Here is an 18,929-nt window from a genome sequence, read left to right as displayed (position 1 = left end):
CTTACAGAATTGCGGTTGAAGACATGCTGATGGATTGGATTAACTGGCCGTCAACCCAGTAGAAGATCGCCCCCTGCAACTGACGCTCAAGACGCGCTGCACCAGTTTGCGTAGGGATATACAGATACCATCCCTCGGAGTACAGAGTCGCAGAGATATCCTTGCCAACCGTGTTATTCACGATACGGATTTGCGCATTGTCCAGCACTACACCTTTCTGAATCGCGCCGAACGTCAGTGCCTGACTAGCAACGTCAATTGTCGCCGCCTGAATCGCGCCATAGCCGTTTTGGTTGAACGGGTAGGACTGATTGTTGGTGAAAAGGTTTGCATATGCACTGACCAGATTGGCGTTAATCCATACCTGATCGATGAATGTATCCAGCCAGACAAACTTACCGGTAATCGCGCCATCAGATGCGTACTGAGCCATGGTCTTATTCAGGCTGTATGCTCCGTAGAAGTTGTAACCATTCGATTTCAGAGCCTGAGCCGTAGCCAGGTCGCTCACGTTAGGTGTCAGTCCGGGGAAGCCACGGAACTTGAATGAGATACGCCCGTTGGTGCGAGCAAAGTCGACCGATGCGGCATAGGCCAGTGCTGTGACGCTGTACAGATAAGTGCCGTACACCGGGAAGATGTTCTCGTAGCCGTTAGCCACAACCACTTTCTGCACGAAGCAGTTAGCGTTGTTGGCGACAGTACCTTCAGCCGTGGTGTCATGCACGACATAGCCAAAGCGGTTTTTGCTACTGCTTGCCCACGCGCACAACTCTGTTTTCTGGTCATCGGTCAATTCGACCAGTGAGTTAAACAGTATCCAGTTCTGGTTGACGTTGATGATATTGTTCATCGTGTCTGTCAACGTTACTGCATCGGAACCCGGAGATACGATTGCCGCAGTAGCTTGGGTCAGCAGCAAGCCGGTAGCCAGTGCGCCAGCAGAAGCATACGACACCTCGCTATCTGCGCCGGTAGTGGCAGAGCGAATGATGAAGCGGTTAGCAATCGGCAGCCATTCAACCGTGACCTTGCTTGCACCAATACCAACCTGTAACTTTGACGCAATATCGCTGAAGCTGGTAGCCGTTGACAGGTCGATTGACGTACTGGTGACAGACACGCCGTCAACAGAAAGCGTGATGGTCCCTGCCGGGATTGCCTTCAGGGTAGCCAGCGGCACACCTTTCAGATTACCGGACAGCAAATAACCTGCTACGTCAGCAGTAACGATGCGGTACATCAGCAACTCACCAGGAATAACGGATGAGTTTTCGTAGCCGTTGAAATACTGCTGCGCGGCGAGGAATTCTTTTGATTCACTGCCCATCAGAGCAGAAACATCAGATGATGAAAAATAAGATTGCACCGCACCGACCGGGATAAGCTCGTTATCGGTCAGCATCAGGCCGTTAGCATCAACCGCAGAACCGGCAGGCGTAACGACGTTGGGCGTGATATTAAAATCTACGGATAAAGGGATTGTGCTCATTGGCGTCCATCCACCTGTTGGGTTGTAATTTCTGCTTTGTCGAAATAGTCCTGCGGGAAAGACACGGTAATGTGCGCCTGCAGGGATAGCGTGAGGGTATATCTTTCCTGCCATTGGCTCTCAGCGTCGATCATCGGCGCTTGAATGGCTGGAGATGAGTAGAGCGGCGCTAATCGGGCGTCGATGGCCTTGATGACATCGTAGCCATATCCGCTGGTGAATGTGGTTTCCAGTGCAATAGCCCGATCCCCTGCACCCTGACCGTAGATATCCACCTGAATATCAGCCTGGCGAACTTCGGTATATCCCATGGCACTTGTGGCCGGAGAGCCTGTGTCTTGCTTGATGTCTCTCGTCGTGGATAGTCGCGGAAATCGCAAGGGGGTCAGGATGCAGAACTGGCCTTTTGGCATAGGTACACGGTTGGCCTGCGCTTGCTGGCATGTACCGGCGATCGGCTCGATATATCCAGCCAAATCATCAATGATTTCGTCGATCGTGTAATCATTCATGTGCTCACCTGCAATACAGCAATCAATCTGCACCAATCAGGCCACAACTCCACCGGTTCGACGACAAGCCATTGCTCACCGTTAATCACGAAGATATCGCCGCCCTGCTCCATTTCACGCTGCACGCTGAAGTAGTTGCCATTGACGTAAATCACCTTCGCCAGCCCCTGAATGTTCAGACCATCTACGTGCTGCATATCGCCACGGCTGATAGGCTGAAGCTGAATGGTAACGTTCTGGGCAGGAAGGTAAGACGGAACCGGCTTGCGACCGGGACCGATGGTTTCTCCGGCGTACTTCTTCAGAACTGCTGAGATGTTGGGGTTGACTCGTCGTATGGCGCTGTTGGCAATTTTATGAAGGTTCAATGTCTCCCACCTCATAATGAACGTCGCGGATCATGACTTTGGTATCAACAAGAGGCTTTGTTGACTCATTGCCTTTAGATTTCCTGCTGGCAATTGTCGCCGCTGACAAAGGCGGATCCATTAACGTAGAAATTGACTGGACGATATCCCCTGCAATTTTTTCACCAACTACCGACAAGACGTGCTCTAACTCAAGACCTTTACCAAGCCCTCTTGCGATATCTTCTGACCACTCTGTTTCATGGTCGGAAATCGCATTGCGAAAGAATGGTCGAGGAGGTTGGTTATTTGCCGGATTCCCATACTCGTTTGTAGCCGCCACCATCGCCACAGTCGTTCCATCCGGGTATGTTGCGCCGTCGATAAATCCGACTTTTAATTGTTTGTCGGATAAAGAGTTAGCAATATCATCAAGAGCCTCCATCACCTTGTCATTCATCTTCGCCTCCCACGATAGAATCCCATTCGGTAAACTTTCGTGGCTTGCCAGAACATAAAACCGTATGGGGACTGGAGGAAGAATTCAGCATTGAAAGGAACATTGGCCATTGACGATCCCACGCTCACGCTACCCTCTGTCGCAGAAGTAAGGCGGCCAACCATACCGGTTACGCCGCCATCTCCATTGGCATCAACGTAGAATAAGTAAGCAATGTGGGCTGTCAGGAGATAGAGAAAATATTTCCTCTTTTCCTCGTCGCTAATTACACATTGAGGCGTGTTCTCCAGATAGGTAGTTGCGGCGTAAAACAGGTCTTCTACCTGCTGGTTTGTCAGCGCGTTATATTGCGGATATTTTGACTTCCACTCAGCCACATCCAGAGTTACCACGACCATGTGTTATTCCTCTTTTTCGCCTTTCTTCAGCACGTGTTGCTCACCGCCAGTCTTCAAGTCTTTTTTGTCTTCTGCTGCAGCTTTGGCGTTAGCCTCATTTTTCTGAGCGAAGATAAACCCTTCCTTGATGGCTGTCATGCCAGCGTACTTACTCTCAATCGCCTGCCACAGTTCTTCAGGCATATGAGTCAGACCGCACACGCCTTCGTAACCGCGAACAGCAACGAGTTCGCTACTGTTCTGACCGTTTACCACGATCTCTTTACCGTTAACTTCAAAAACGGTGCCGTGAATGAGCTTGCTACTTACTACTACGTTAGCCATTAGAGAGTCCCTGTCATTTGAACAACGCCAGATGGGCGGTAGATAACGGTGCCGAGAGTACCGGCTGCCAGTTTCTGACTGGTCATTGAGTGCTCAACGAATACCGGGAATGCACGCATTTTTTCGGTATAGACGGTGTTACCGACAGGCGTGCCACCCAGGCTTTCGGCGATCAGCTGAATCAGACCACCTGAAGGAGTACCAAACTCAGGCACGACAACAACGGTCAGGCTGGTATAGGTCTTCTTAATCAGGTCGATAGCGGAAGCCGTACCCAGTGCGTTGATTGCGCTCAAAGAGGCGTTATCGCTTGGGCTCACAACCAGTTTCATTGGGCTGGTTTCCTGCACCAGACCCTGGTTTTTTGCTGCCAGGTTGGTAAACGTCTTTTTCACATCGTTGAAGATGCCAACGGCGTCTTTGTCTGCCCATTTCACTTTCCCATCAGCGGTGGTGATCGGAGTCAGTGCCGCAGGGAGTGCCGGGTCGTTCATGATGCCGAAGTTTGGCGCACCAGAGATGCCGTACATGTAGGACTTGTTGAAGAAACGGTTAATAGCATCAACGCCAGCCGCCTGTTTCATGGCAACGTAAGGAATCAGCGCCATGCCGTACTTCTCTTGCTCCAGATCGCCCCATTCGTTCATGCCCTGGAATCGCATCTGGCGACGCTGTTCCCAGTTGGCGTTCACGTGGGTAGAGCCAGCGCGAGAGCGGTCGTCATAAGCAACGATTTCATACGCTTCTTCAGTGCGTGGGAATAAAACATCCTGCACAGCCCAAGTGCCTTTCTTCACTTCCGGGTAAATCTGGGTTGCCACGGTAGGTGCGAAGAGTTGCTTGATGATCATCGGGTCGATGACCTGGGCTGCTGCCGCTGGAATGCCGCCGTTTGCCACGGTAGCCATATCTACTGCGGAGTCACCAACTACGCCTTTCATGGAAAGATAAGAAGGGGTCTTCTCGAAGACTACGCCCTTGTCTGCCAGCACTTTCAGATATTGCGGCAGCGTGGATTGATTAAGCTCCATTACAGAACCCCCTGCTTGGTCATTTTGATAATTGAGTTGGCATCGGCATCCGAAGCCACCCAGTAAGGCGTTTCAATTGCACCAGAAATGGTTGCACCGGCAGCACCGGTTTTAGATGTGCCATCAGCGAGAACAGCAAAAATCTTCTGTCCTTTGGTTGCTGCTGTTGCAGTACGCACCCAGAAGTCACCGAGTGTGAAAACACCCAGATCGGTTCCTGGCTCTACCAGCATTGATCCGGTAGTGTTCAGTGGCAGGACACCCTTACCGGTATTCATCACCCAACCTAAAGGCAGTCCGGTACCAGTGTTATTAACCAGAGTTGGATCTGTGCCATCTACCCATACCCAGCGAGCCTGGTAAACACCATTTGCGCCAGCCTTGTAAGAGCCCTCCGGAGGAAGTGCCACAGCAGTAGGGTTAAGTGATGCCAGGTCGCCTTCTTTACCCGGAGCCGGGTACAGAGTTACGGTTTGCTGAAAAGTCATGTTCGGTTTCCCTTAGAAATAGTCTTTGAAGTCAGCAGCGCTTGCCTGCTTCTCAGCAGAGTCACCGACTGGTTGTTTGCTGGTCTTGCCATGAATAGCCATCTGCACCAACGCTTTGTAGGCTGATGGGTGAACACCTTCGATGTTTACCTTCTCCTGCTTCAGCACGGCTTTGTAGATGTCGTCAGCGGAGTCTCCCGATACATGACCATAAACCGGCTCAACGGTACGCATTGCTTCTCTGGTGGCTGCAAATTCACGGCGGGCTTCTGCAAGCGCCTCATTCTTTGCTTTGCTCACCAGGTCTCGAATGGCGCTATCACCCATTTTGTTATCTTCCTCGTCACCTTCGAGTTTTTTACGCTCGTAATCTTCGCGATATTCTTTTTTCTCAAGGTCTTTCTGTTCTTCCTTGTCCTTGCCTTCTTTCTTCAGCTTTTCACGCTCAGCACGATCGCGCTCTTCCTTGTCTTTGAGGTCTTTTTCTTCGTCCTCATCACCGGAGTTAATTTCTTTCTGCTCATGCTGAGCCATAAGCTCCATGATGCCCTTTGCCAGTTCATCAGCGTCCGAATCGGATGCTGTTGCAAACTTGGTTTTAATCAGGTCGGTCAAGCCTTCCATCAAAGTTTCCTCTTGGTCTTGTGAATCGCCTACGGCGCATTCAGCGCCAACACGGCCTTTAATGGTCAGCGCGACAGAGTTACCTGAAATGTTTCTGGCAACGCCGTCATACGCCTGACCCATGAACTCGCCCGGGGTCATATCCAGGTCGAAGAATGAAGGGAAGATGGAAAGCTCGCGCCGCGTGGAGTTCTCCACACCTTCGATCGCGTCCTTATCCCACAGCTTCATGCTGGTAACTAGATAAGGAGCCTCGAATCGCGTATCTGTCCCGGTTGTGCCTACACGTTCCTGCGGAGTGTCAGGCGTGTCTAACTGGTTGGGGTGCTCAATGGTCACCGGCACGTTATTGAACGAGTCAGCGGCGCGGATAAGCTCTTCTGCTGGGCGGTAGATGTAATAGAGGCGATCAGGGTTAAGGCCTAAATCTCTCCACCCCGGCAAACTTGAGCCCCTGTACGGGCTAACGCATTCTTTGCTGATGTTGCACTGGGTGATGTTCATCCGACCGTAATCGTCATACGTGCGGACTGATGAGCCCATGTCGTAGGAGTCGCCTCGGTAGCCATTAGCGTATGCCGCTCGCTCTACTTCTTCGGCTTTCTCTTTCGACACAAACGGGCCTTTGCTACCCCAGTACCATTCGCCATCTTTCTGATGTACTGGCATGGATTTACCTTTCTTCAGGCAATAAAAAAGGCCGCCCTTAGGCAGCCTGTTTGTGAGTATTTTTGCTATTGATGGATGGTAGTGAAACCTATCGGCCAGAAATAATCTGAGCTGGATGGGATGGAGCCTTTTTTGCAGATTTGAAAGTCTTCAAATGCTGGAGCCTTGTCCCAATACAATCCAGAAGGTAATGCAGGGAAGTCCCCGCACCATATGCCTTCATCCATATCAAAGTGATGACCTTTATGCATAGGCCAATCTTCGGCTGATATATTTTTCCTAGCCCATTCGATTGCTTCATTTCTTTCCATCACAACCTCGTCTCGTCGTTATTGAGTTTTTAGCCTCTTTGTGCAAAGTCTAATTCGCTCTGCCCCCAGGCCCTTCCGGTGTGATTTTTGCAGGTTTTATTTGAGCAATATCCCCACCAGTCTGCTATTTCATCATCAGGATATACATCAAGATGCTCTTGGCTTGGGAATAGATCAGTGTCCCAATTAACACAGGCGTGTATGATAGGCCAACCACAATCTTTGCAATGAATACCTTCGCATATCTCAACCGTATCGAAATTTACTTTTTCCACTACAACCTCGCCTTAGTCGTTTCGTCAGAGATATCTGGCAGGCGGTGACGATGCCGCTTTTCGGGAGCTACCCTAGCCAGATATGTTATCTATCAGAATGGCAGCACCGGCTTCCAGCTGCAACCGCAATTTATCTCTTGCCCCGGCAAAACGTATTCACCGTTATCACCAACCGGCAATCCTTTATCAAGGTCGAACTCCTGACCATTCGCCTTTACATGCTTGGGTCGCGGGTGGCTTCCTCCGCCAGAGTGAATCCAGATACCTCTTTTGATGCCTAGAGATTTCTGTCTTACCCTCGACAACTCCGCTGTAGCCTTGTTGTTCTGGTCGATAGCAATGTGCTCTGCCCTGCGCCTCGTCACGCCGAATTGCTTCTGCAGCTCTTCGGTCATGTACTGCAGGTCACGACCTCGCGTAATCGACTGGAGCGTGATTGTTTGCACCTGGGTGAAATACTTCTCAGGGATGGATTTAATCAGGTTGACGTTTTCGGCAACGATGCCATCAACAGCCTGTTTCATCTCAGGGGTCATTGTGAACTTAACCTTTGGCAGGTCTTTTTCACCGATTGAGCGCTTGAGTGATTTTGTCGCCGTGCTGTCTACTGCATTAACAAACTTAGGAGCTATCGTTACGGCCGCATCTGAGAACGTGGCAACCCATCGCTCCCTGAGGTCAATCAGGCGGTCGGCTATGTCATTCATGCCGCGCTCGCCTGACTGATGTGCGTTGTACTGAGCTCGTGCCCAGTAGTCAGCACTCTTGACCATTTCAGAGATGAGTCCCTTAAGCGACATCGCGTATTGATTTGCTATCGTCGCGTTGTAGTGAACCCTGCGAAGGGTCTTTATCTTCATCAGGATCACCTTCAGGGTAAATGCTCACGACTTCATATTTGATACCGTTGAACTCGGAATCATCATCTGCGGCGATCACATTACACACCTGCTCTGGTGTTACGACCTCAGCATCAATCAGTTTGACGTAGGTGTCAGCCTTCTTGTTGTTGATGTCGGCAATTTCCAGATCGCTCAGCTCATCCAGAGGGTTGAAGTCGATGTAAAGGTCTTCATAGAACTCACCAAACTCATTCAGGCAGAGGATTTTCAGCACCCAGTCAAGAACTGGCTTGTAGCTGTTCTTCTGCTTGTTGGAGATGTTCTCGTGCTGTGATTCACGCTCGCCCTCGCCACTGGCGTTCATTCCGCTAGGCTGGCTACCCGTCAGGCTTGTGACGCTAAGTCGTGATGGAACACAAATAAGACGCAGCATTTCGGCTTGTAGCTCATGCAAACCGGTTAGCGATGTGTTCATTTGCTCAAGAGTTTCCTGACCCTTATCGATTGCCAGAACGCCGTGGTTGTCCTTGCCGTAGACCAGAGTATCGAGTCGCTTGTCGAACTCATTGCGATCCTGCAGATACGTTTCCATATTCGTAGACCAGATGTAAGTCCTGAAGGAAGTAATTATTCTCGGGATGTCGTCGCGGACGCTCTCCCAGTTTGTTACATAGGGGAGCATCATCTGAATCAGTGACAGCCCGCCAAAGTTATATGATGGCTTAAGCATGTCCGGCACTGAGTACAGCACCAGAGATTTCATTCTGCTGGCGCTTACAATTCGCCCCATCACATACCATTGCTGCGGCACGAAGAAGTCAGGGCTGATCGGGTCAATCGCGTTATAAGCTTGCGGATATGTCCACATTGGCTCAACAACGCGGAACCCTTCAAGATCACCTTTCTTAATCTTAGTTGGGTCAAGCAGCAACTCTTTGTCGCGCTCATTCTCATCGCCTTTCATTTTCACGAACAGGAATGAGTTGCCAAACGCCTCAGCGTTGAAGCCGAGCAGTTTAAGGTGCTTCTCTACCGCGTACTTCTCAAACGCGTCCTCAATCTGACCGATGATTTTTGACCGGTCATTTTCTGTATCGTTGGACTTAACCTTGAAGCCCTTACGGAAAACCTCATTGACCGACTGCTCACAGGCGACACGGTTCTCTGATTTCTGCGCCAGGGTAGCCAGTAATGGATACCCCATAAACACCGAGTCAGACGAAACAAACACACTGTTCAGCATGCCATAGTCGACGCTATCGCCAACCACAACATTATCAGGAACCACTCCAGCAGGCGGCTTGTAAGCACCATGCTTCATGCTTGAGAAGTGCTGATCAATCTTTCTTTTTTGCATCTCGCTGTCAGATGCCCATGACTGGCCCACAGCAAGCTTGCGCGGCTTCTGTGCTGCGCTTGTTTTTCGTTTTGACATGTTACCAGCCTGAGTTTTTGCCAACGAGAAGTGAGCGGTTAATCGGTGCGTACGCCATGACGAAAGCATCAGCCAGGTTTGGCGACTTTATCTCGCGCTTAGCTAGGTCCTTTTTGCTCTCAACCTTTACGCGGCCATTGTTGTCGAAGTCGCGCTTGGGGGTGCTGAGTTCAGTCTTAAGCTTTTCGAGATATGGCATCTCAGAGGAAATGCTGATCATCTTCTCTGGCTTGAATGGCTCACCGCGTTTAATGGCGTTGAATGTGTTTCTGAACCGGTCGGCAAGACTCCACCACGACTGAGCTTTGATGTTTGAGAAATAATCCTTGTTGGTTATCTTCTCAACGTAGAGCTTTTCAGGGTTATGCACCGAGTCGCCAGCATTGAACTTCGCATACTGGATTCTGGTTTTACGCTCTGCGTTAATCTCACCGAACTTGCTACCAGCAAACGCACCTACGCCGATGGAGTCATAGGTGATGTGAGCATCGCGATTGAGCGCCTCGCCATATACGCGTGAGCATGACTTGCTTAGCTCATCCTCTTTTGCTGACCATTCATCACACCAGAACGCCACTGAGCCATGCGCATACACCATGGCGCATTTATCTTCACCGTCATCCGCAACGTCGAACCCAATGCGTTTCATGCCTTCTGGCTCGAAACCTAGCTTTATGTGTGCGTCAATGGATGCTTCTATCCAGGATCGCTTAATGACCGTCGCGTCATCATCAGAACGCGGCACGCCGAGATAGACATGCTCAAACGCCTCTTCGTCTCGCTCTTTCGCTGCGTCGATGACTTCAAGCATCGTCTTCGATAAGAACGGGTTCTCATCAAAGTTAATCTTGCGAACCAGCGTCCTTGGAGGTGGGTTAACGATGAAGTTCTGATATACGAAATCGGTGTAGAGGTTGGGGTTGAAGATAAACCAGCATTCAGATCCCTCCTTACGGATGGTGGGCTCTAATATCTCCCACTGCTCTTCGGTCAAGGCGTGGGCTTCTTCCAGCCAGAGAACGTCGATACTCTCAAGTGACTTAATCTCATCAACGCTGTTCTTCAGCCCGTAGAAGATGAACTCTGTGCCGGTAACGCGATTGACTATCTTATCTTTCAGCACACGGAAACGCGATTGAAGGCCAAAGCGCTCAATCTGAATCTTCAGCAGTGCATAGACCGACTCGGCGATCTTGTTTTGTATCTGACGAGCACAAAGGAAGCGTAGCTTGTAGTTGTTTGCCAGGTAAATAGCAAAACCTGCCGCATCCCACGACTTTGAGCTTGCCCGACCACCGTAGAGAATCTTGTTGCGTGATTGCGTAGTCCAGAAATCTCGCAATACTGGGTTAAGAGTTGGTGTTGTAGAAGTCATTGAGGCTGGTTCCTTTATTGACGCTTGAAGGCTCATCCTCTTTGATGCTGTAAGCCTCACGCTCAAGGCCGATTAATGTCTTGAGGGTGTCGCTAAGGTCTTTCATGGATTTGACGCGTTGAGGCATGCTGATGATCTTGTGATAAAGGTCGTTTAACTTGTCCTGGCCTTTATCATCAGGACTCAGCATTAACTCACCGAGCTTATGAAGCGATTCTACGTCTGCGCATTCAGCTGAGAGCTCACTGAAGAGCAAGTTCGCTAACTCTCTCGCTCTCTTGATATCGCCGCGATGCTCCATGCGAACATTGGCGATCGCCTCTGCTGTGGCCTCTACAAGTTCGCGTTCGCTAATTTGGTTCTCACTGCGAACCTTTGCGCGAACCTCTCTCTTGCGAACCAGATCATCAGCTTTAGCTTTTACCTTCGCTGCTAGGTCGCGCGTCCATTCTTCTTTCTTTGCTCGCTTGCGTATGGCGGTATCACTGATGCCATGCTGCGATGCTATTTCTCGGAGGCTCAACACCCCGGCGCGGTAAGCCGACTCGATGGCCTCCCAATCCGGAGTTGCCATAAATCATCCTTAGCTTGATGCCATGTGACCAGCTGCGATCAACTTAGTCAGCAGTGAGTTGAAGTCAGCTTGAGTTGGCGCTGATGTTAACTGTGCAGTGAATGTCATCTGCTTAACTGTACCGGCAGTGGAGGTAGTTGCTGCCACTGGAGCCTCTGATGATTTTACTACGCTTACTGCTTCGCCCGACTGAGCGACGACGATTACTGGCATGATTTCACCTATGCGTTAACGATAATGATTGCGTCAGCGTTAAGTGGCTTGACGTATACAGGAGTGCCAGAAGAGGCGTGATAAATGTACTGGGTCAAAGAGGATCCGCTGAAAGGCAGACCAATCAGGTTTCCTGGTGCTGCTGTTGATTGGCAGATGTATGCTTCTGTACCAGAAATAGCGATGGTTGCTTCTGCGGTACCATCATAGACCTGAGTCCACACGCCTTTAGGTGCGGGCACGTTTAGTAATTGCATATTTCACCTTATGGGGATGGGACCATCTGCTCGGCAACAAGAAGAATCGCCGTTGCGGTAAATGTCGCGCCGTTCGATACGATGGTTATGTCGCTGCCGTTGGTTGCCAGATTCCCGTCCTTGTCGACACTGAAGAATGTCGGAAAAGAAAGAATATCTGTCGTGACCTGAGCATCTCGCGTTTTCGTCAACGAGTTACCGTTGGTCTGCGGGAAATCTACTGTCATGCTTCGGTTGGTTGACGCACCTGACCATGTGCCGATCACGTTAACCTTAAACGTTACCGTAGTGTTCTGGTTGAACACATTCAGTTTGTTAGTCGTTGTGTTGAAGAATGGTGCAAGGGATCCGGTGTGAGTAAGGTTTTTAATCAGGTTAATCAGATTGGTAGGGTTGGTCGGTATAACCAGACTTAACCCACTGAAGTAGCACTCTGACTTTTGCCTTACTGATGATGCTCCTGCCGGTCCCGGCGGTCCTGATGGACCAGGAACACTACCAAATGGATAAAGCGACATACCTTCTCCTTAGCGCAACGGTTTCTCTGCTTCTCAGTAGTGATTGGTCACTTCCGGCTTACCCGTCAGCAAGATTTGATCACCGCCTTATTGGGGTTGAGCAATCTTTCCTTGTCGGGAGGATTCTATTTCTCTGATGGTTCGCACCTGTCCATTGCAGGTATCAAGCGCACTCAGCAGAGCAACGTTAAGCTGCACACTATCACCGAACGTCATGTCTTCTTTGATGGTCGGTATGAAGCAATCAACCAGAAGATTTGCCGGTATCGGAACTGTTGGTGTCTTTACCACTTCGTATTGAATCTGCCTGTCTGCGCAACTGGTCAACGACAGAATCAGGAATAAGCTCGATAGAGCACTTGTTGTTTTTAAGCGCATCTTTCACCTCTTCCTGCAATCTCTGTGATTTCATTTCTGCTGCAGCCCGGCGCTTGGCTTCTTTATCTACCAACTTGTTCATGTCAGTGACAGCGTCGGTCAGATTCTGCAGGGTTGTTGCCAGATCGTTGTTCTTGACATTGAGTTGCTTCGACTCTGCTGTCAGAGATGCGTTGCTGATGCGCAACTGCCGGTTATCAGCACCGAGCTTGACGATAAAGCCGATGATGATCAGCGCGAAAATGAATGGTATGAGGTTTTTAATCGTGGTAATGCTCATTTCAGAACTGCCTCCGCTTTATTCGTGCGGTCGATTCTGTCCTGTAGCCCATTGAATCCACCATTAATACGCCTGGTTAAGCCCTTAACATCACCAGCATCAGCAAACTGATTGCAATTATTATCCTTCCAGAACCAACCAGCGGAACGAGCCGCGTTTAAGTCCTGAAGAAGCAAATCCGGATTGGCAACCAAATCAAGATTCAGAGCCTTCCCGCAGGCAGAGTAATTATCCTTAAAGGTAATCTGCTTCAGTCCACGCCCACGATATTTCCAGCCGTCGCCGTTTTGGTTGTTCCCGTACCGGCCACCGTAAACGATATTTGCAATGGCTTCTTGTCGCGCTGGAGATAGCGCCAGTTCTCCGGGCTTTCTTCCCAGTTGCTGTCGTTGTGGTTCGGTTAACCGGGATCCGAATATCTGTAGTCCATTTACCGAGTAATTAAGAGATTCCTGCACGGACCTGAACCCATTTGATTCAGTACCAATCTGTGCAAGAAAGTGAGCTTGTCTTTTTGGCGTATCGATACCGAATTCTTTCATGGTATCGACTATGCATTGGTACCACTTGTCAGCTAAAGCCGGTGTGATACCTGTTGCTTTGATAAACTGGTCTTTATTCATTATCAGCTTCTTTCCCCGCCGCTTTGCTTAGGAAGCGACCTTCCAGAGCTTTAATGAGAGATGAGCCAGACCAGCCAGCCATACCGCACACACCGCCAGTTACTTCCTGCGGCCATGCGTAATGTATGGCAATCATAATCATGATAAGCCCGGCGAAAATCGACACGATTAGTTGTAGGCACATGGTCCTCCAACTAAATGCTTCACCGTTGAGGACTTTGAATGAATAACTGGCTATTGCGCCGACTAGGGTCATGCCGAAAGCGATGAGGATCGACCAGAGGTTCGGATCGCTTTTGTATGGCATTCTGTTCATTTCCACCCCCAGACTCGGGGACTTGTTCAAAAATAAGATTGCGGGTGATTGTTAGATGAACAAATCCGATCTAATGTCTATACCGTCTGATCAGACGATATGGGCCTTCGGTCTTTGTTCGTGATTCGAGTCACGGGCAAGATGGCGGTGAGTAGCGTCAACTACTTCCCGTCGCCCATTTTCACGAAGCCCGCCATAGCGCGGGTTTTCTTTTTTGAAGCGCACTAGAACACCGTAGCCACAGATATTCAGCAATGAGTTGGTTGTGTCTGGTTCTTGGTGGTAATGCGCTTTAAAAAAGCCAGCGGCGATGCTGGCAAGATGAGGGTGGTGCGTTGAGCTTTCGCTCTTATGGTCCTGGTAGGTATCCAGATACGAAAAAGCCCCAGCGATTAACCGGGGCTCTTTTGTGTAATTCGGTCGACAACCAAAGCTATGGCGACGATATCAGATTTATATGAAATATATGCTTTTCAATCCAGTTTTGCAAGACTTGTATGTATATTTGTCGCCTTTTGTTGTGAACGTGATCGCGTTACTTGCAATAAAGCGCTGCTATCAAGACGCATGAATGTGCGTTTCATCTCCAGCCATCGATCGGTAAATGTCTCAGACCAGTTCTTTGGTGTGACGCCAACAAGTTCTGCCAGTTGCTGGTATTCGTAAGTTTCGCGCCCTGACAGTTCTGCTTTCACGTCCTGCGCCGCTAACCAGATAAGGGCCTTCAGTCTATCCAGCGTCTTCCCTGCTACCTTCTTTGTGCCAAGAGACGCTTTGAACTCTGCCCATGCCCATTGAGTGATCGAAACCTGATTTTCCCATCGAACATTCTCGCTGTAGTTCCAGAGCAACCACGCCTTCTGATGTTCATCGAGTGACAACACTGCACGACGCCATGATGCTGTTGAATACTCAACCGGCTGTACAAGCGCGATAGATGAACCTTTGGCGCGTGATTGCTGCCCGGGAATTGGTGGGCTGGTTGGATTCATCAGGCGACCGTTAGCCGGATTAACCACCTTCAGACGAGAACGGCTGCGCGGTGTCGCTTCAAACATCGCATTCTCGGCAAACGCTACCAACTGGCCTTTAGTTGCGCCGCTCAGGTCAGCAGTAGCCACAATGAGCTGCTCGCGTACAAACTGCAGGTATTGAGTATTCATGCTTCTGCTCCTGATGGTTTATAGCGGCTGATGTAATTGCGTAAAATTCTGTAGTCCGTAGCAAATGAACCTGGGTGACGATAGATGCGTAACCGAGTCCAGCGCAGACGAAGGTGATCAGCAAAGTAGGATTCGAATGTCATGCGGACTCCAGTTCGGTAATCGTTAACTCAAGTCGCCCACCCTTCACTACTGGCATTTTCACAACGCGATAGTCGACCACCTGAACGTCATCCATCCAGAACCCGGCTTTCGTCAGCGCGTCGAACGCGGCCTTTTGCAGGTTGTCCAGGTCACGGCGGCGGCGATCTGGCATATGGCACTCGATGCGAACCTTCAGCGGTGAAGTGATCCCGATATCGAGCATCTCTTCCTTAATGATTTCTGCCACTAAATCTCGGTACTTCTTCCCCTCCTCGCTGATATGAGTGCGACCGCGGTTATGCCGGTAGTAGCGGTTATTGCTTGGAGGCCATGCCAGGCTGATTCGATAAATATTCATATTTTTACTAGCCCCTCTTTCAGCCACATAACCTGAGTACGCGCCATCCCTTCCAGAGCACACTCTTTCGCGTATTCCGCATCAACCAGATGAGTGCGGCGATCAATCTCATCGTGGCACCGGCTGCATGCGATAGTTGCGATCAGGTCTGGCGGCTTAATTCCGATACCGCACAGGCCAGCAAGACGTATATGCGCAAGGATGGTTGTTTCAGAGTTTCCGTTGCATACGCCGGGGATCCGCACTTGGCATTCACGCCCACGTGCTGCTTTACGTAAATCAGCCATTACGCCTCCTGCTTATCGCGCAATTGTTGGAATTCACAACCTGATGGGATAGTCAGCGCCAGACCAAACTGAGCGCACCACGCTTCGACTTTGCACAGGAAGATATGCATCTCCCCGGTATCGAGTTGAGACGTGTGACGAGGTTCCCAGGTGGTTTCTTTGGCGCCGGTGATGAAATCGGTGTAGGTGACTTCCTCACAGCCGAGGTATGTCTTTTTGAGGTTGCGCTTGACCCACTCAGGGGTAGCGTCAGTGCGGCCGGATTTAATCAGATATTCGCTGATTTCCGTGTACCACATATGACTTAACGCATTTTGACTAAGGCTACGCTTCTCTCTCCATGGCTTTAACTGGAGGCGATAGCATTGACCATCATTGAGATATGGTTGCAGGTGCTGACCGATGGCGGCGAAGTTGCCGGCATGCAGCTTGATACCCTGCTCTGGGATATTCATACGCCACCCCCAACAGGTAACGCAGAATGCAGAAAATCGCAGGTGCATTTCTGCATCTGTGACTGGTGGTTTGAAGTACTCTTTGTGTTTCGCATCTAATTTCCCAATCAGATGCAGAGGTCACAGCCGGGTGCTCAATCCGACTGCGACATAATTATAACACTAATTTTGAGAGTGAGTAATGTTGCTTGACGTTGCGCATGATGCAAATTTATCCATTGATATCACCAACAATAAGTTTGTAAGCGATGGTTGAAATAACCAACGGCCACGCCACGACAAATAGCGATAAGCACAGAATGTTATTCTTAATGCCATTGGTTTCATCAGCTCTTGTTATTTGCGCCAAAATCCACAAAAAGAGACCGAGATAGAAATACCACTCCATCACTTCACCTCCAGTTTTGGTGACGCTGACACTTTATCCATCGACTTCTCCTCTCATGAGAAGTTGTCGTAATGAATTTGCTAATTCTGTTTTTCTTTCAGCCATTTCTGGACAAAGCATACTTTCAAGATGCCTTGCCTCCCATTCAAACAAAGTCACTACTTCGAGCGGGATTTCTTTATTGAAATGATAATTAGACATATCAAGATATTCTGCTGTCATCACTTCACCTCCTGCTGTGGTGCTGCTGGGTACGCGCTACCTTCATGACCTGGCTCATTGCTTCCGGTGCATGTATTCCTGTGGTCATTGGCGTGTGGGCAGCGCTTATTTCCGCATTCAGGACAGACAGCGAAGCGACTATCAGTGAAAGTTATAGGTCTACATGTGCGACATGAGCAACCCGGAGCTACCGGAGAGTTGCCAGCCTGAGCAGTAGGTGTATTCACATGGTTATTCCATGAGCCGATTTCATCATCAGATTTACCATGTTCACTGCCCAGCATGGCTTTAAACCCTGCAATCCATGAGTCATGCTCTGTTCGCTGTTCCGACGTCATAGCTTCCAGTTCAGCGTAATAGTCAGCACGGCGGCGTAATGCATCCAGCAGGAGTTGAGTACGTACGCCTTTTCCGAATTTAAGACCCGGCTCCAGGTGTACAGGGCATGGCAAGGTATCAGGAAATTCATGCGCTGGCTGGGAGGTGTAGAGCGGAATTACTGCATCTCCCATTGGCTGAGACAGGCACTTAAGGTGAAGCTCACCCATCTTGGCATAAGCCAGAGTTTCCTCAGCGGCATAAAGCACAGGCTCAACTCCAAAAGCCTCTATCGCCCCATCAATCACCTTTACAGCATCAGCCATTGCGTAGCCGAGATTACCGCCGTCGCTTTGTGCTGAGGCTTTGCTGAGTATTTCGCGTATCTGGAGCAGGCGATCGAGTGATACAGGACCGTGCGCTGGGTGGTTAGTTGTCATTGAGCCTTTATTCATTACTGTTGTCCTCGCAGCAATAGTGCCGTCCTTCATGTTCTGTGCTTATATGTCCACAGATGTCACATTCAATTTCAGGCCCCTTGCATTCATGATCTTCAGGTTCGTCTGCCTTGTAAAAACCACCGCAGATGCCGCACATAGCTTCAGGGACATCGTCATAATTCGCTGTTCCGGTAATCACGATTGCACCTCACAACATTTACCCTCACGCAGCTCCTCGGCAAACTCACGGGCTTCAGTTGCCGAAATACTGCAATGACGAGAAAACTCATAATCCCCGTCTTGCTCCTGCTCTACTGCAATATGGCTCTGCTGGAGCGCAAACATCTCCACACCCTGCGCCCGCACTTCAGCCAGGAAAGCGTCGCAAGCAGGTATCTGCAACACAGCCAGTGAGCGAATCATCTTCTGCACTTCTGGCGGACATTGTTCGTAATGGTCATCGGTGATGAATACCGCCTCGTTGTGAATTTTGTCCACAGCGCTTAATTCCGCCGCCAGCTCCCTGCACTTGCTCTCGGCGTTAGCAAGCTGTACTGCAAGGTCTGTGAGTCTTTGCTCTGCTGCACCTTCTGCTGCCAGAAATGCTTTGTATGCCAGGTGAATACCAAATTTTGCATAGCAATTCCGGCGCTCATCCCATTCGAAATCGCTACCGTGGAACCACTGCTCATCCGTCATCCAAGCTTCAAATTTTTCTCTACTAGTCATTATCCTACCCTCATAAAAAAGGCCCGCGATGCGAGCCTGTTAATCGATGTTTTTTGCTATTAATTCGCCATACCACCAACCATCACCATTTTTCTCTAAGCGAATAAATGCCTTTTTCTCTCCGGAAGGGATGATCATTTCGCCGAATTTTTTGGATAATGAGAACGTGCCACCACTTGTGCCGGACATTTTTGCCCCTCTCTCGTTATTGGTTGGCATCAATCTGATTTTTCTAGAATCCTCATCAAGTTCTACGTAAATGAATCGTTGCTTATCCCTAATATCGACTCCTACGTAACACTGAACAGAGCCAGACTGTGAGTATTTAATTGAGATTCCGGCCTCATCGCGTTTTCGGCCTCTTCCACCGGTCACCACTGATACAAAAGCCATTACCATTTCCTCCGAGCATAAAAAAGGCCGACTATCACGCCCACGCTTGCAGATAGCTCTGCTATGTAAGGTTCAGTCATGCTCGATTTCCTCTGCCAGTAAACCAATCGAGTGCTTTTACAATGAGTGGGTTTTCCCACCATTCATCAATCCAACGACGCTCATTTTTGTCTCGATAAAACTCTGGTCCGCAGTAGTCATGCCATGACATGAAAACGCAGGTTCCGTCTTCAAGGCGCAAACGGTAGGTTGGATACGTGCAGATAATTCCGTTAGGTATTCGAATGCAT

At 49.7% G+C, this 18,929-nt stretch carries 31 protein-coding genes; all 31 read right to left on the bottom strand.

Features of this window, described 5'->3' with window-relative positions:
* Position 1: 1 nt before the first annotated feature.
* On the bottom strand, positions 2–1,492 hold the full coding sequence (locus E1B03_RS07765) for a DUF3383 domain-containing protein (protein ID WP_133085992.1): 1,491 nt from the start codon (positions 1,490–1,492) through the stop codon (positions 2–4).
* Complete coding sequence (locus E1B03_RS26450) at positions 1,489–2,004, bottom strand: phage neck terminator protein (RefSeq protein WP_246044145.1); 516 nt, start codon at positions 2,002–2,004, stop codon at positions 1,489–1,491. The genes E1B03_RS07765 and E1B03_RS26450 overlap by 4 nt, the downstream gene beginning before the upstream one ends.
* Positions 2,001–2,372, bottom strand: coding sequence for a hypothetical protein (locus E1B03_RS07755; protein WP_133085991.1), 372 nt, complete (start codon positions 2,370–2,372; stop codon positions 2,001–2,003). Before E1B03_RS07755 ends, E1B03_RS26450 begins: the two co-directional genes overlap by 4 nt.
* Positions 2,359–2,811, bottom strand: coding sequence for a hypothetical protein (locus E1B03_RS07750; RefSeq protein ID WP_133085990.1), 453 nt, complete (start codon positions 2,809–2,811; stop codon positions 2,359–2,361). The genes E1B03_RS07755 and E1B03_RS07750 overlap by 14 nt, the downstream gene beginning before the upstream one ends.
* The gene (locus E1B03_RS07745) at positions 2,808–3,209 is read right to left on the bottom strand and encodes a DUF4054 domain-containing protein (protein WP_133085989.1); all 402 of its coding nucleotides are present in this window, start codon (positions 3,207–3,209) and stop codon (positions 2,808–2,810) included. The genes E1B03_RS07750 and E1B03_RS07745 overlap by 4 nt, the downstream gene beginning before the upstream one ends.
* 3 nt (positions 3,210–3,212) lie before the next feature.
* On the bottom strand, positions 3,213–3,533 hold the full coding sequence (locus E1B03_RS07740; RefSeq protein ID WP_133085988.1) for a hypothetical protein: 321 nt from the start codon (positions 3,531–3,533) through the stop codon (positions 3,213–3,215).
* Positions 3,533–4,564 (bottom strand): hypothetical protein, encoded by a 1,032-nt coding sequence (locus tag E1B03_RS07735; RefSeq protein WP_133085987.1) that lies wholly within the window; start codon positions 4,562–4,564, stop codon positions 3,533–3,535. Before E1B03_RS07735 ends, E1B03_RS07740 begins: the two co-directional genes overlap by 1 nt.
* Positions 4,564–5,052 carry a structural cement protein Gp24 gene (locus E1B03_RS07730; protein WP_133085986.1) on the bottom strand — a complete coding sequence of 163 codons (489 nt, stop codon included), beginning with the start codon at positions 5,050–5,052 and terminating at the stop codon, positions 4,564–4,566. The genes E1B03_RS07735 and E1B03_RS07730 overlap by 1 nt, the downstream gene beginning before the upstream one ends.
* A gap of 12 nt (positions 5,053–5,064) precedes the next feature.
* Entirely contained in the window at positions 5,065–6,345 is a 1,281-nt protein-coding gene (locus E1B03_RS07725) for a DUF2213 domain-containing protein (protein ID WP_133085985.1), read from the bottom strand.
* 65 nt (positions 6,346–6,410) lie between these two features.
* Positions 6,411–6,656 carry a hypothetical protein gene (locus tag E1B03_RS07720; protein WP_133085984.1) on the bottom strand — a complete coding sequence of 82 codons (246 nt, stop codon included), beginning with the start codon at positions 6,654–6,656 and terminating at the stop codon, positions 6,411–6,413.
* 29 nt (positions 6,657–6,685) lie between these two features.
* The gene (locus tag E1B03_RS07715) at positions 6,686–6,931 is read right to left on the bottom strand and encodes a hypothetical protein (RefSeq protein WP_133085983.1); all 246 of its coding nucleotides are present in this window, start codon (positions 6,929–6,931) and stop codon (positions 6,686–6,688) included.
* A 92-nt stretch (positions 6,932–7,023) separates the two neighbouring features.
* A complete protein-coding gene (locus E1B03_RS07710) occupies positions 7,024–7,791 on the bottom strand; it encodes a phage head morphogenesis protein (protein WP_246044144.1) in 768 nt (255 codons plus the stop codon).
* The gene (locus tag E1B03_RS07705; RefSeq protein WP_165955303.1) at positions 7,721–9,208 is read right to left on the bottom strand and encodes a phage portal protein; all 1,488 of its coding nucleotides are present in this window, start codon (positions 9,206–9,208) and stop codon (positions 7,721–7,723) included. The genes E1B03_RS07710 and E1B03_RS07705 overlap by 71 nt, the downstream gene beginning before the upstream one ends.
* 1 nt (position 9,209) lies before the next feature.
* Positions 9,210–10,583 carry a PBSX family phage terminase large subunit gene (locus tag E1B03_RS07700; protein WP_133085981.1) on the bottom strand — a complete coding sequence of 458 codons (1,374 nt, stop codon included), beginning with the start codon at positions 10,581–10,583 and terminating at the stop codon, positions 9,210–9,212.
* Positions 10,558–11,157 (bottom strand): hypothetical protein, encoded by a 600-nt coding sequence (locus E1B03_RS07695; RefSeq protein ID WP_133085980.1) that lies wholly within the window; start codon positions 11,155–11,157, stop codon positions 10,558–10,560. Before E1B03_RS07695 ends, E1B03_RS07700 begins: the two co-directional genes overlap by 26 nt.
* A 221-nt stretch (positions 11,158–11,378) precedes the next feature.
* Complete coding sequence (locus E1B03_RS07690; RefSeq protein ID WP_133085979.1) at positions 11,379–11,627, bottom strand: hypothetical protein; 249 nt, start codon at positions 11,625–11,627, stop codon at positions 11,379–11,381.
* Between the two features lie 8 nt (positions 11,628–11,635).
* The gene (locus E1B03_RS07685; RefSeq protein ID WP_133085978.1) at positions 11,636–12,145 is read right to left on the bottom strand and encodes a tail needle knob protein; all 510 of its coding nucleotides are present in this window, start codon (positions 12,143–12,145) and stop codon (positions 11,636–11,638) included.
* An 87-nt stretch (positions 12,146–12,232) separates the two neighbouring features.
* Positions 12,233–12,436, bottom strand: a complete 204-nt coding sequence (lysC, locus tag E1B03_RS26695) for an Rz1-like lysis system protein LysC (protein ID WP_420361627.1) — start codon at positions 12,434–12,436, stop codon at positions 12,233–12,235.
* Complete coding sequence (locus E1B03_RS07675; protein ID WP_133085976.1) at positions 12,390–12,803, bottom strand: DUF2570 domain-containing protein; 414 nt, start codon at positions 12,801–12,803, stop codon at positions 12,390–12,392. The genes lysC and E1B03_RS07675 overlap by 47 nt, the downstream gene beginning before the upstream one ends.
* Positions 12,800–13,426: a glycoside hydrolase family 19 protein gene (locus tag E1B03_RS07670; RefSeq protein ID WP_133085975.1), complete on the bottom strand. Its 627-nt coding sequence runs from the start codon at positions 13,424–13,426 to the stop codon at positions 12,800–12,802. Before E1B03_RS07670 ends, E1B03_RS07675 begins: the two co-directional genes overlap by 4 nt.
* Positions 13,419–13,733: a phage holin family protein gene (locus E1B03_RS07665; protein ID WP_053389185.1), complete on the bottom strand. Its 315-nt coding sequence runs from the start codon at positions 13,731–13,733 to the stop codon at positions 13,419–13,421. Before E1B03_RS07665 ends, E1B03_RS07670 begins: the two co-directional genes overlap by 8 nt.
* 482 nt (positions 13,734–14,215) lie before the next feature.
* Positions 14,216–14,905 (bottom strand): bacteriophage antitermination protein Q, encoded by a 690-nt coding sequence (locus E1B03_RS07660; protein ID WP_133085974.1) that lies wholly within the window; start codon positions 14,903–14,905, stop codon positions 14,216–14,218.
* Positions 14,902–15,048 (bottom strand): YlcG family protein, encoded by a 147-nt coding sequence (locus E1B03_RS07655; RefSeq protein WP_003833635.1) that lies wholly within the window; start codon positions 15,046–15,048, stop codon positions 14,902–14,904. The genes E1B03_RS07660 and E1B03_RS07655 overlap by 4 nt, the downstream gene beginning before the upstream one ends.
* Positions 15,045–15,407 carry a crossover junction endodeoxyribonuclease RusA gene (gene rusA / locus E1B03_RS07650; RefSeq protein WP_133085973.1) on the bottom strand — a complete coding sequence of 121 codons (363 nt, stop codon included), beginning with the start codon at positions 15,405–15,407 and terminating at the stop codon, positions 15,045–15,047. Before rusA ends, E1B03_RS07655 begins: the two co-directional genes overlap by 4 nt.
* The gene (locus tag E1B03_RS07645) at positions 15,404–15,694 is read right to left on the bottom strand and encodes a DUF1364 domain-containing protein (RefSeq protein ID WP_133085972.1); all 291 of its coding nucleotides are present in this window, start codon (positions 15,692–15,694) and stop codon (positions 15,404–15,406) included. The genes rusA and E1B03_RS07645 overlap by 4 nt, the downstream gene beginning before the upstream one ends.
* On the bottom strand, positions 15,694–16,149 hold the full coding sequence (locus E1B03_RS07640) for a YbcN family protein (protein ID WP_060682534.1): 456 nt from the start codon (positions 16,147–16,149) through the stop codon (positions 15,694–15,696). Before E1B03_RS07640 ends, E1B03_RS07645 begins: the two co-directional genes overlap by 1 nt.
* 211 nt (positions 16,150–16,360) lie before the next feature.
* The gene (locus E1B03_RS07635; RefSeq protein ID WP_133085971.1) at positions 16,361–16,540 is read right to left on the bottom strand and encodes a hypothetical protein; all 180 of its coding nucleotides are present in this window, start codon (positions 16,538–16,540) and stop codon (positions 16,361–16,363) included.
* Positions 16,541–16,570: 30 nt separating this feature from the next.
* Positions 16,571–16,762, bottom strand: coding sequence for a hypothetical protein (locus E1B03_RS07630; protein WP_133085970.1), 192 nt, complete (start codon positions 16,760–16,762; stop codon positions 16,571–16,573).
* Positions 16,759–17,517 (bottom strand): hypothetical protein, encoded by a 759-nt coding sequence (locus E1B03_RS26300; RefSeq protein ID WP_246044165.1) that lies wholly within the window; start codon positions 17,515–17,517, stop codon positions 16,759–16,761. The genes E1B03_RS07630 and E1B03_RS26300 overlap by 4 nt, the downstream gene beginning before the upstream one ends.
* A gap of 195 nt (positions 17,518–17,712) precedes the next feature.
* A complete protein-coding gene (locus tag E1B03_RS26445; protein WP_246044115.1) occupies positions 17,713–18,246 on the bottom strand; it encodes a hypothetical protein in 534 nt (177 codons plus the stop codon).
* Between the two features lie 39 nt (positions 18,247–18,285).
* On the bottom strand, positions 18,286–18,639 hold the full coding sequence (locus E1B03_RS07610) for a hypothetical protein (RefSeq protein WP_133085968.1): 354 nt from the start codon (positions 18,637–18,639) through the stop codon (positions 18,286–18,288).
* Between the last annotated feature and the right edge of the window lie 290 nt (positions 18,640–18,929).

It is taken from the genome of Citrobacter arsenatis (assembly GCF_004353845.1).
Taxonomy (GTDB): Bacteria; Pseudomonadota; Gammaproteobacteria; order Enterobacterales; family Enterobacteriaceae; genus Citrobacter; species Citrobacter arsenatis.
Note: the sequence above shows the minus strand (reverse complement) of the source record. Positions and strands in the feature narration are given on the sequence as shown.

Bases quoted from the DNA above. Each gene is read 5' to 3' on its own strand.
- E1B03_RS07765 (WP_133085992.1), bottom strand. From the start codon at position 1,492: ATGAGCACAATCCCTTTATCCGTAGATTTTAATATCACGCCCAACGTC.
- E1B03_RS26450 (WP_246044145.1), bottom strand. From the start codon at position 2,004: ATGAATGATTACACGATCGACGAAATCATTGATGATTTGGCTGGATAT.
- E1B03_RS07750 (WP_133085990.1), bottom strand. From the start codon at position 2,811: ATGAATGACAAGGTGATGGAGGCTCTTGATGATATTGCTAACTCTTTA.
- E1B03_RS07745 (WP_133085989.1), bottom strand. From the start codon at position 3,209: ATGGTCGTGGTAACTCTGGATGTGGCTGAGTGGAAGTCAAAATATCCG.
- E1B03_RS07740 (WP_133085988.1), bottom strand. From the start codon at position 3,533: ATGGCTAACGTAGTAGTAAGTAGCAAGCTCATTCACGGCACCGTTTTT.
- E1B03_RS07735 (WP_133085987.1), bottom strand. From the start codon at position 4,564: ATGGAGCTTAATCAATCCACGCTGCCGCAATATCTGAAAGTGCTGGCA.
- E1B03_RS07730 (WP_133085986.1), bottom strand. From the start codon at position 5,052: ATGACTTTTCAGCAAACCGTAACTCTGTACCCGGCTCCGGGTAAAGAA.
- E1B03_RS07725 (WP_133085985.1), bottom strand. From the start codon at position 6,345: ATGCCAGTACATCAGAAAGATGGCGAATGGTACTGGGGTAGCAAAGGC.
- E1B03_RS07720 (WP_133085984.1), bottom strand. From the start codon at position 6,656: ATGGAAAGAAATGAAGCAATCGAATGGGCTAGGAAAAATATATCAGCC.
- E1B03_RS07710 (WP_246044144.1), bottom strand. From the start codon at position 7,791: ATGAAGATAAAGACCCTTCGCAGGGTTCACTACAACGCGACGATAGCA.
- E1B03_RS07705 (WP_165955303.1), bottom strand. From the start codon at position 9,208: ATGTCAAAACGAAAAACAAGCGCAGCACAGAAGCCGCGCAAGCTTGCT.
- E1B03_RS07700 (WP_133085981.1), bottom strand. From the start codon at position 10,583: ATGACTTCTACAACACCAACTCTTAACCCAGTATTGCGAGATTTCTGG.
- E1B03_RS07695 (WP_133085980.1), bottom strand. From the start codon at position 11,157: ATGGCAACTCCGGATTGGGAGGCCATCGAGTCGGCTTACCGCGCCGGG.
- E1B03_RS07690 (WP_133085979.1), bottom strand. From the start codon at position 11,627: ATGCAATTACTAAACGTGCCCGCACCTAAAGGCGTGTGGACTCAGGTC.
- E1B03_RS07685 (WP_133085978.1), bottom strand. From the start codon at position 12,145: ATGTCGCTTTATCCATTTGGTAGTGTTCCTGGTCCATCAGGACCGCCG.
- E1B03_RS07675 (WP_133085976.1), bottom strand. From the start codon at position 12,803: ATGAGCATTACCACGATTAAAAACCTCATACCATTCATTTTCGCGCTG.
- E1B03_RS07670 (WP_133085975.1), bottom strand. From the start codon at position 13,426: ATGAATAAAGACCAGTTTATCAAAGCAACAGGTATCACACCGGCTTTA.
- E1B03_RS07665 (WP_053389185.1), bottom strand. From the start codon at position 13,733: ATGCCATACAAAAGCGATCCGAACCTCTGGTCGATCCTCATCGCTTTC.
- E1B03_RS07660 (WP_133085974.1), bottom strand. From the start codon at position 14,905: ATGAATACTCAATACCTGCAGTTTGTACGCGAGCAGCTCATTGTGGCT.
- E1B03_RS07655 (WP_003833635.1), bottom strand. From the start codon at position 15,048: ATGACATTCGAATCCTACTTTGCTGATCACCTTCGTCTGCGCTGGACT.
- rusA (WP_133085973.1), bottom strand. From the start codon at position 15,407: ATGAATATTTATCGAATCAGCCTGGCATGGCCTCCAAGCAATAACCGC.
- E1B03_RS07645 (WP_133085972.1), bottom strand. From the start codon at position 15,694: ATGGCTGATTTACGTAAAGCAGCACGTGGGCGTGAATGCCAAGTGCGG.
- E1B03_RS07640 (WP_060682534.1), bottom strand. From the start codon at position 16,149: ATGAATATCCCAGAGCAGGGTATCAAGCTGCATGCCGGCAACTTCGCC.
- E1B03_RS26300 (WP_246044165.1), bottom strand. From the start codon at position 17,517: ATGACAACTAACCACCCAGCGCACGGTCCTGTATCACTCGATCGCCTG.
- E1B03_RS26445 (WP_246044115.1), bottom strand. From the start codon at position 18,246: ATGACTAGTAGAGAAAAATTTGAAGCTTGGATGACGGATGAGCAGTGG.
- E1B03_RS07610 (WP_133085968.1), bottom strand. From the start codon at position 18,639: ATGGCTTTTGTATCAGTGGTGACCGGTGGAAGAGGCCGAAAACGCGAT.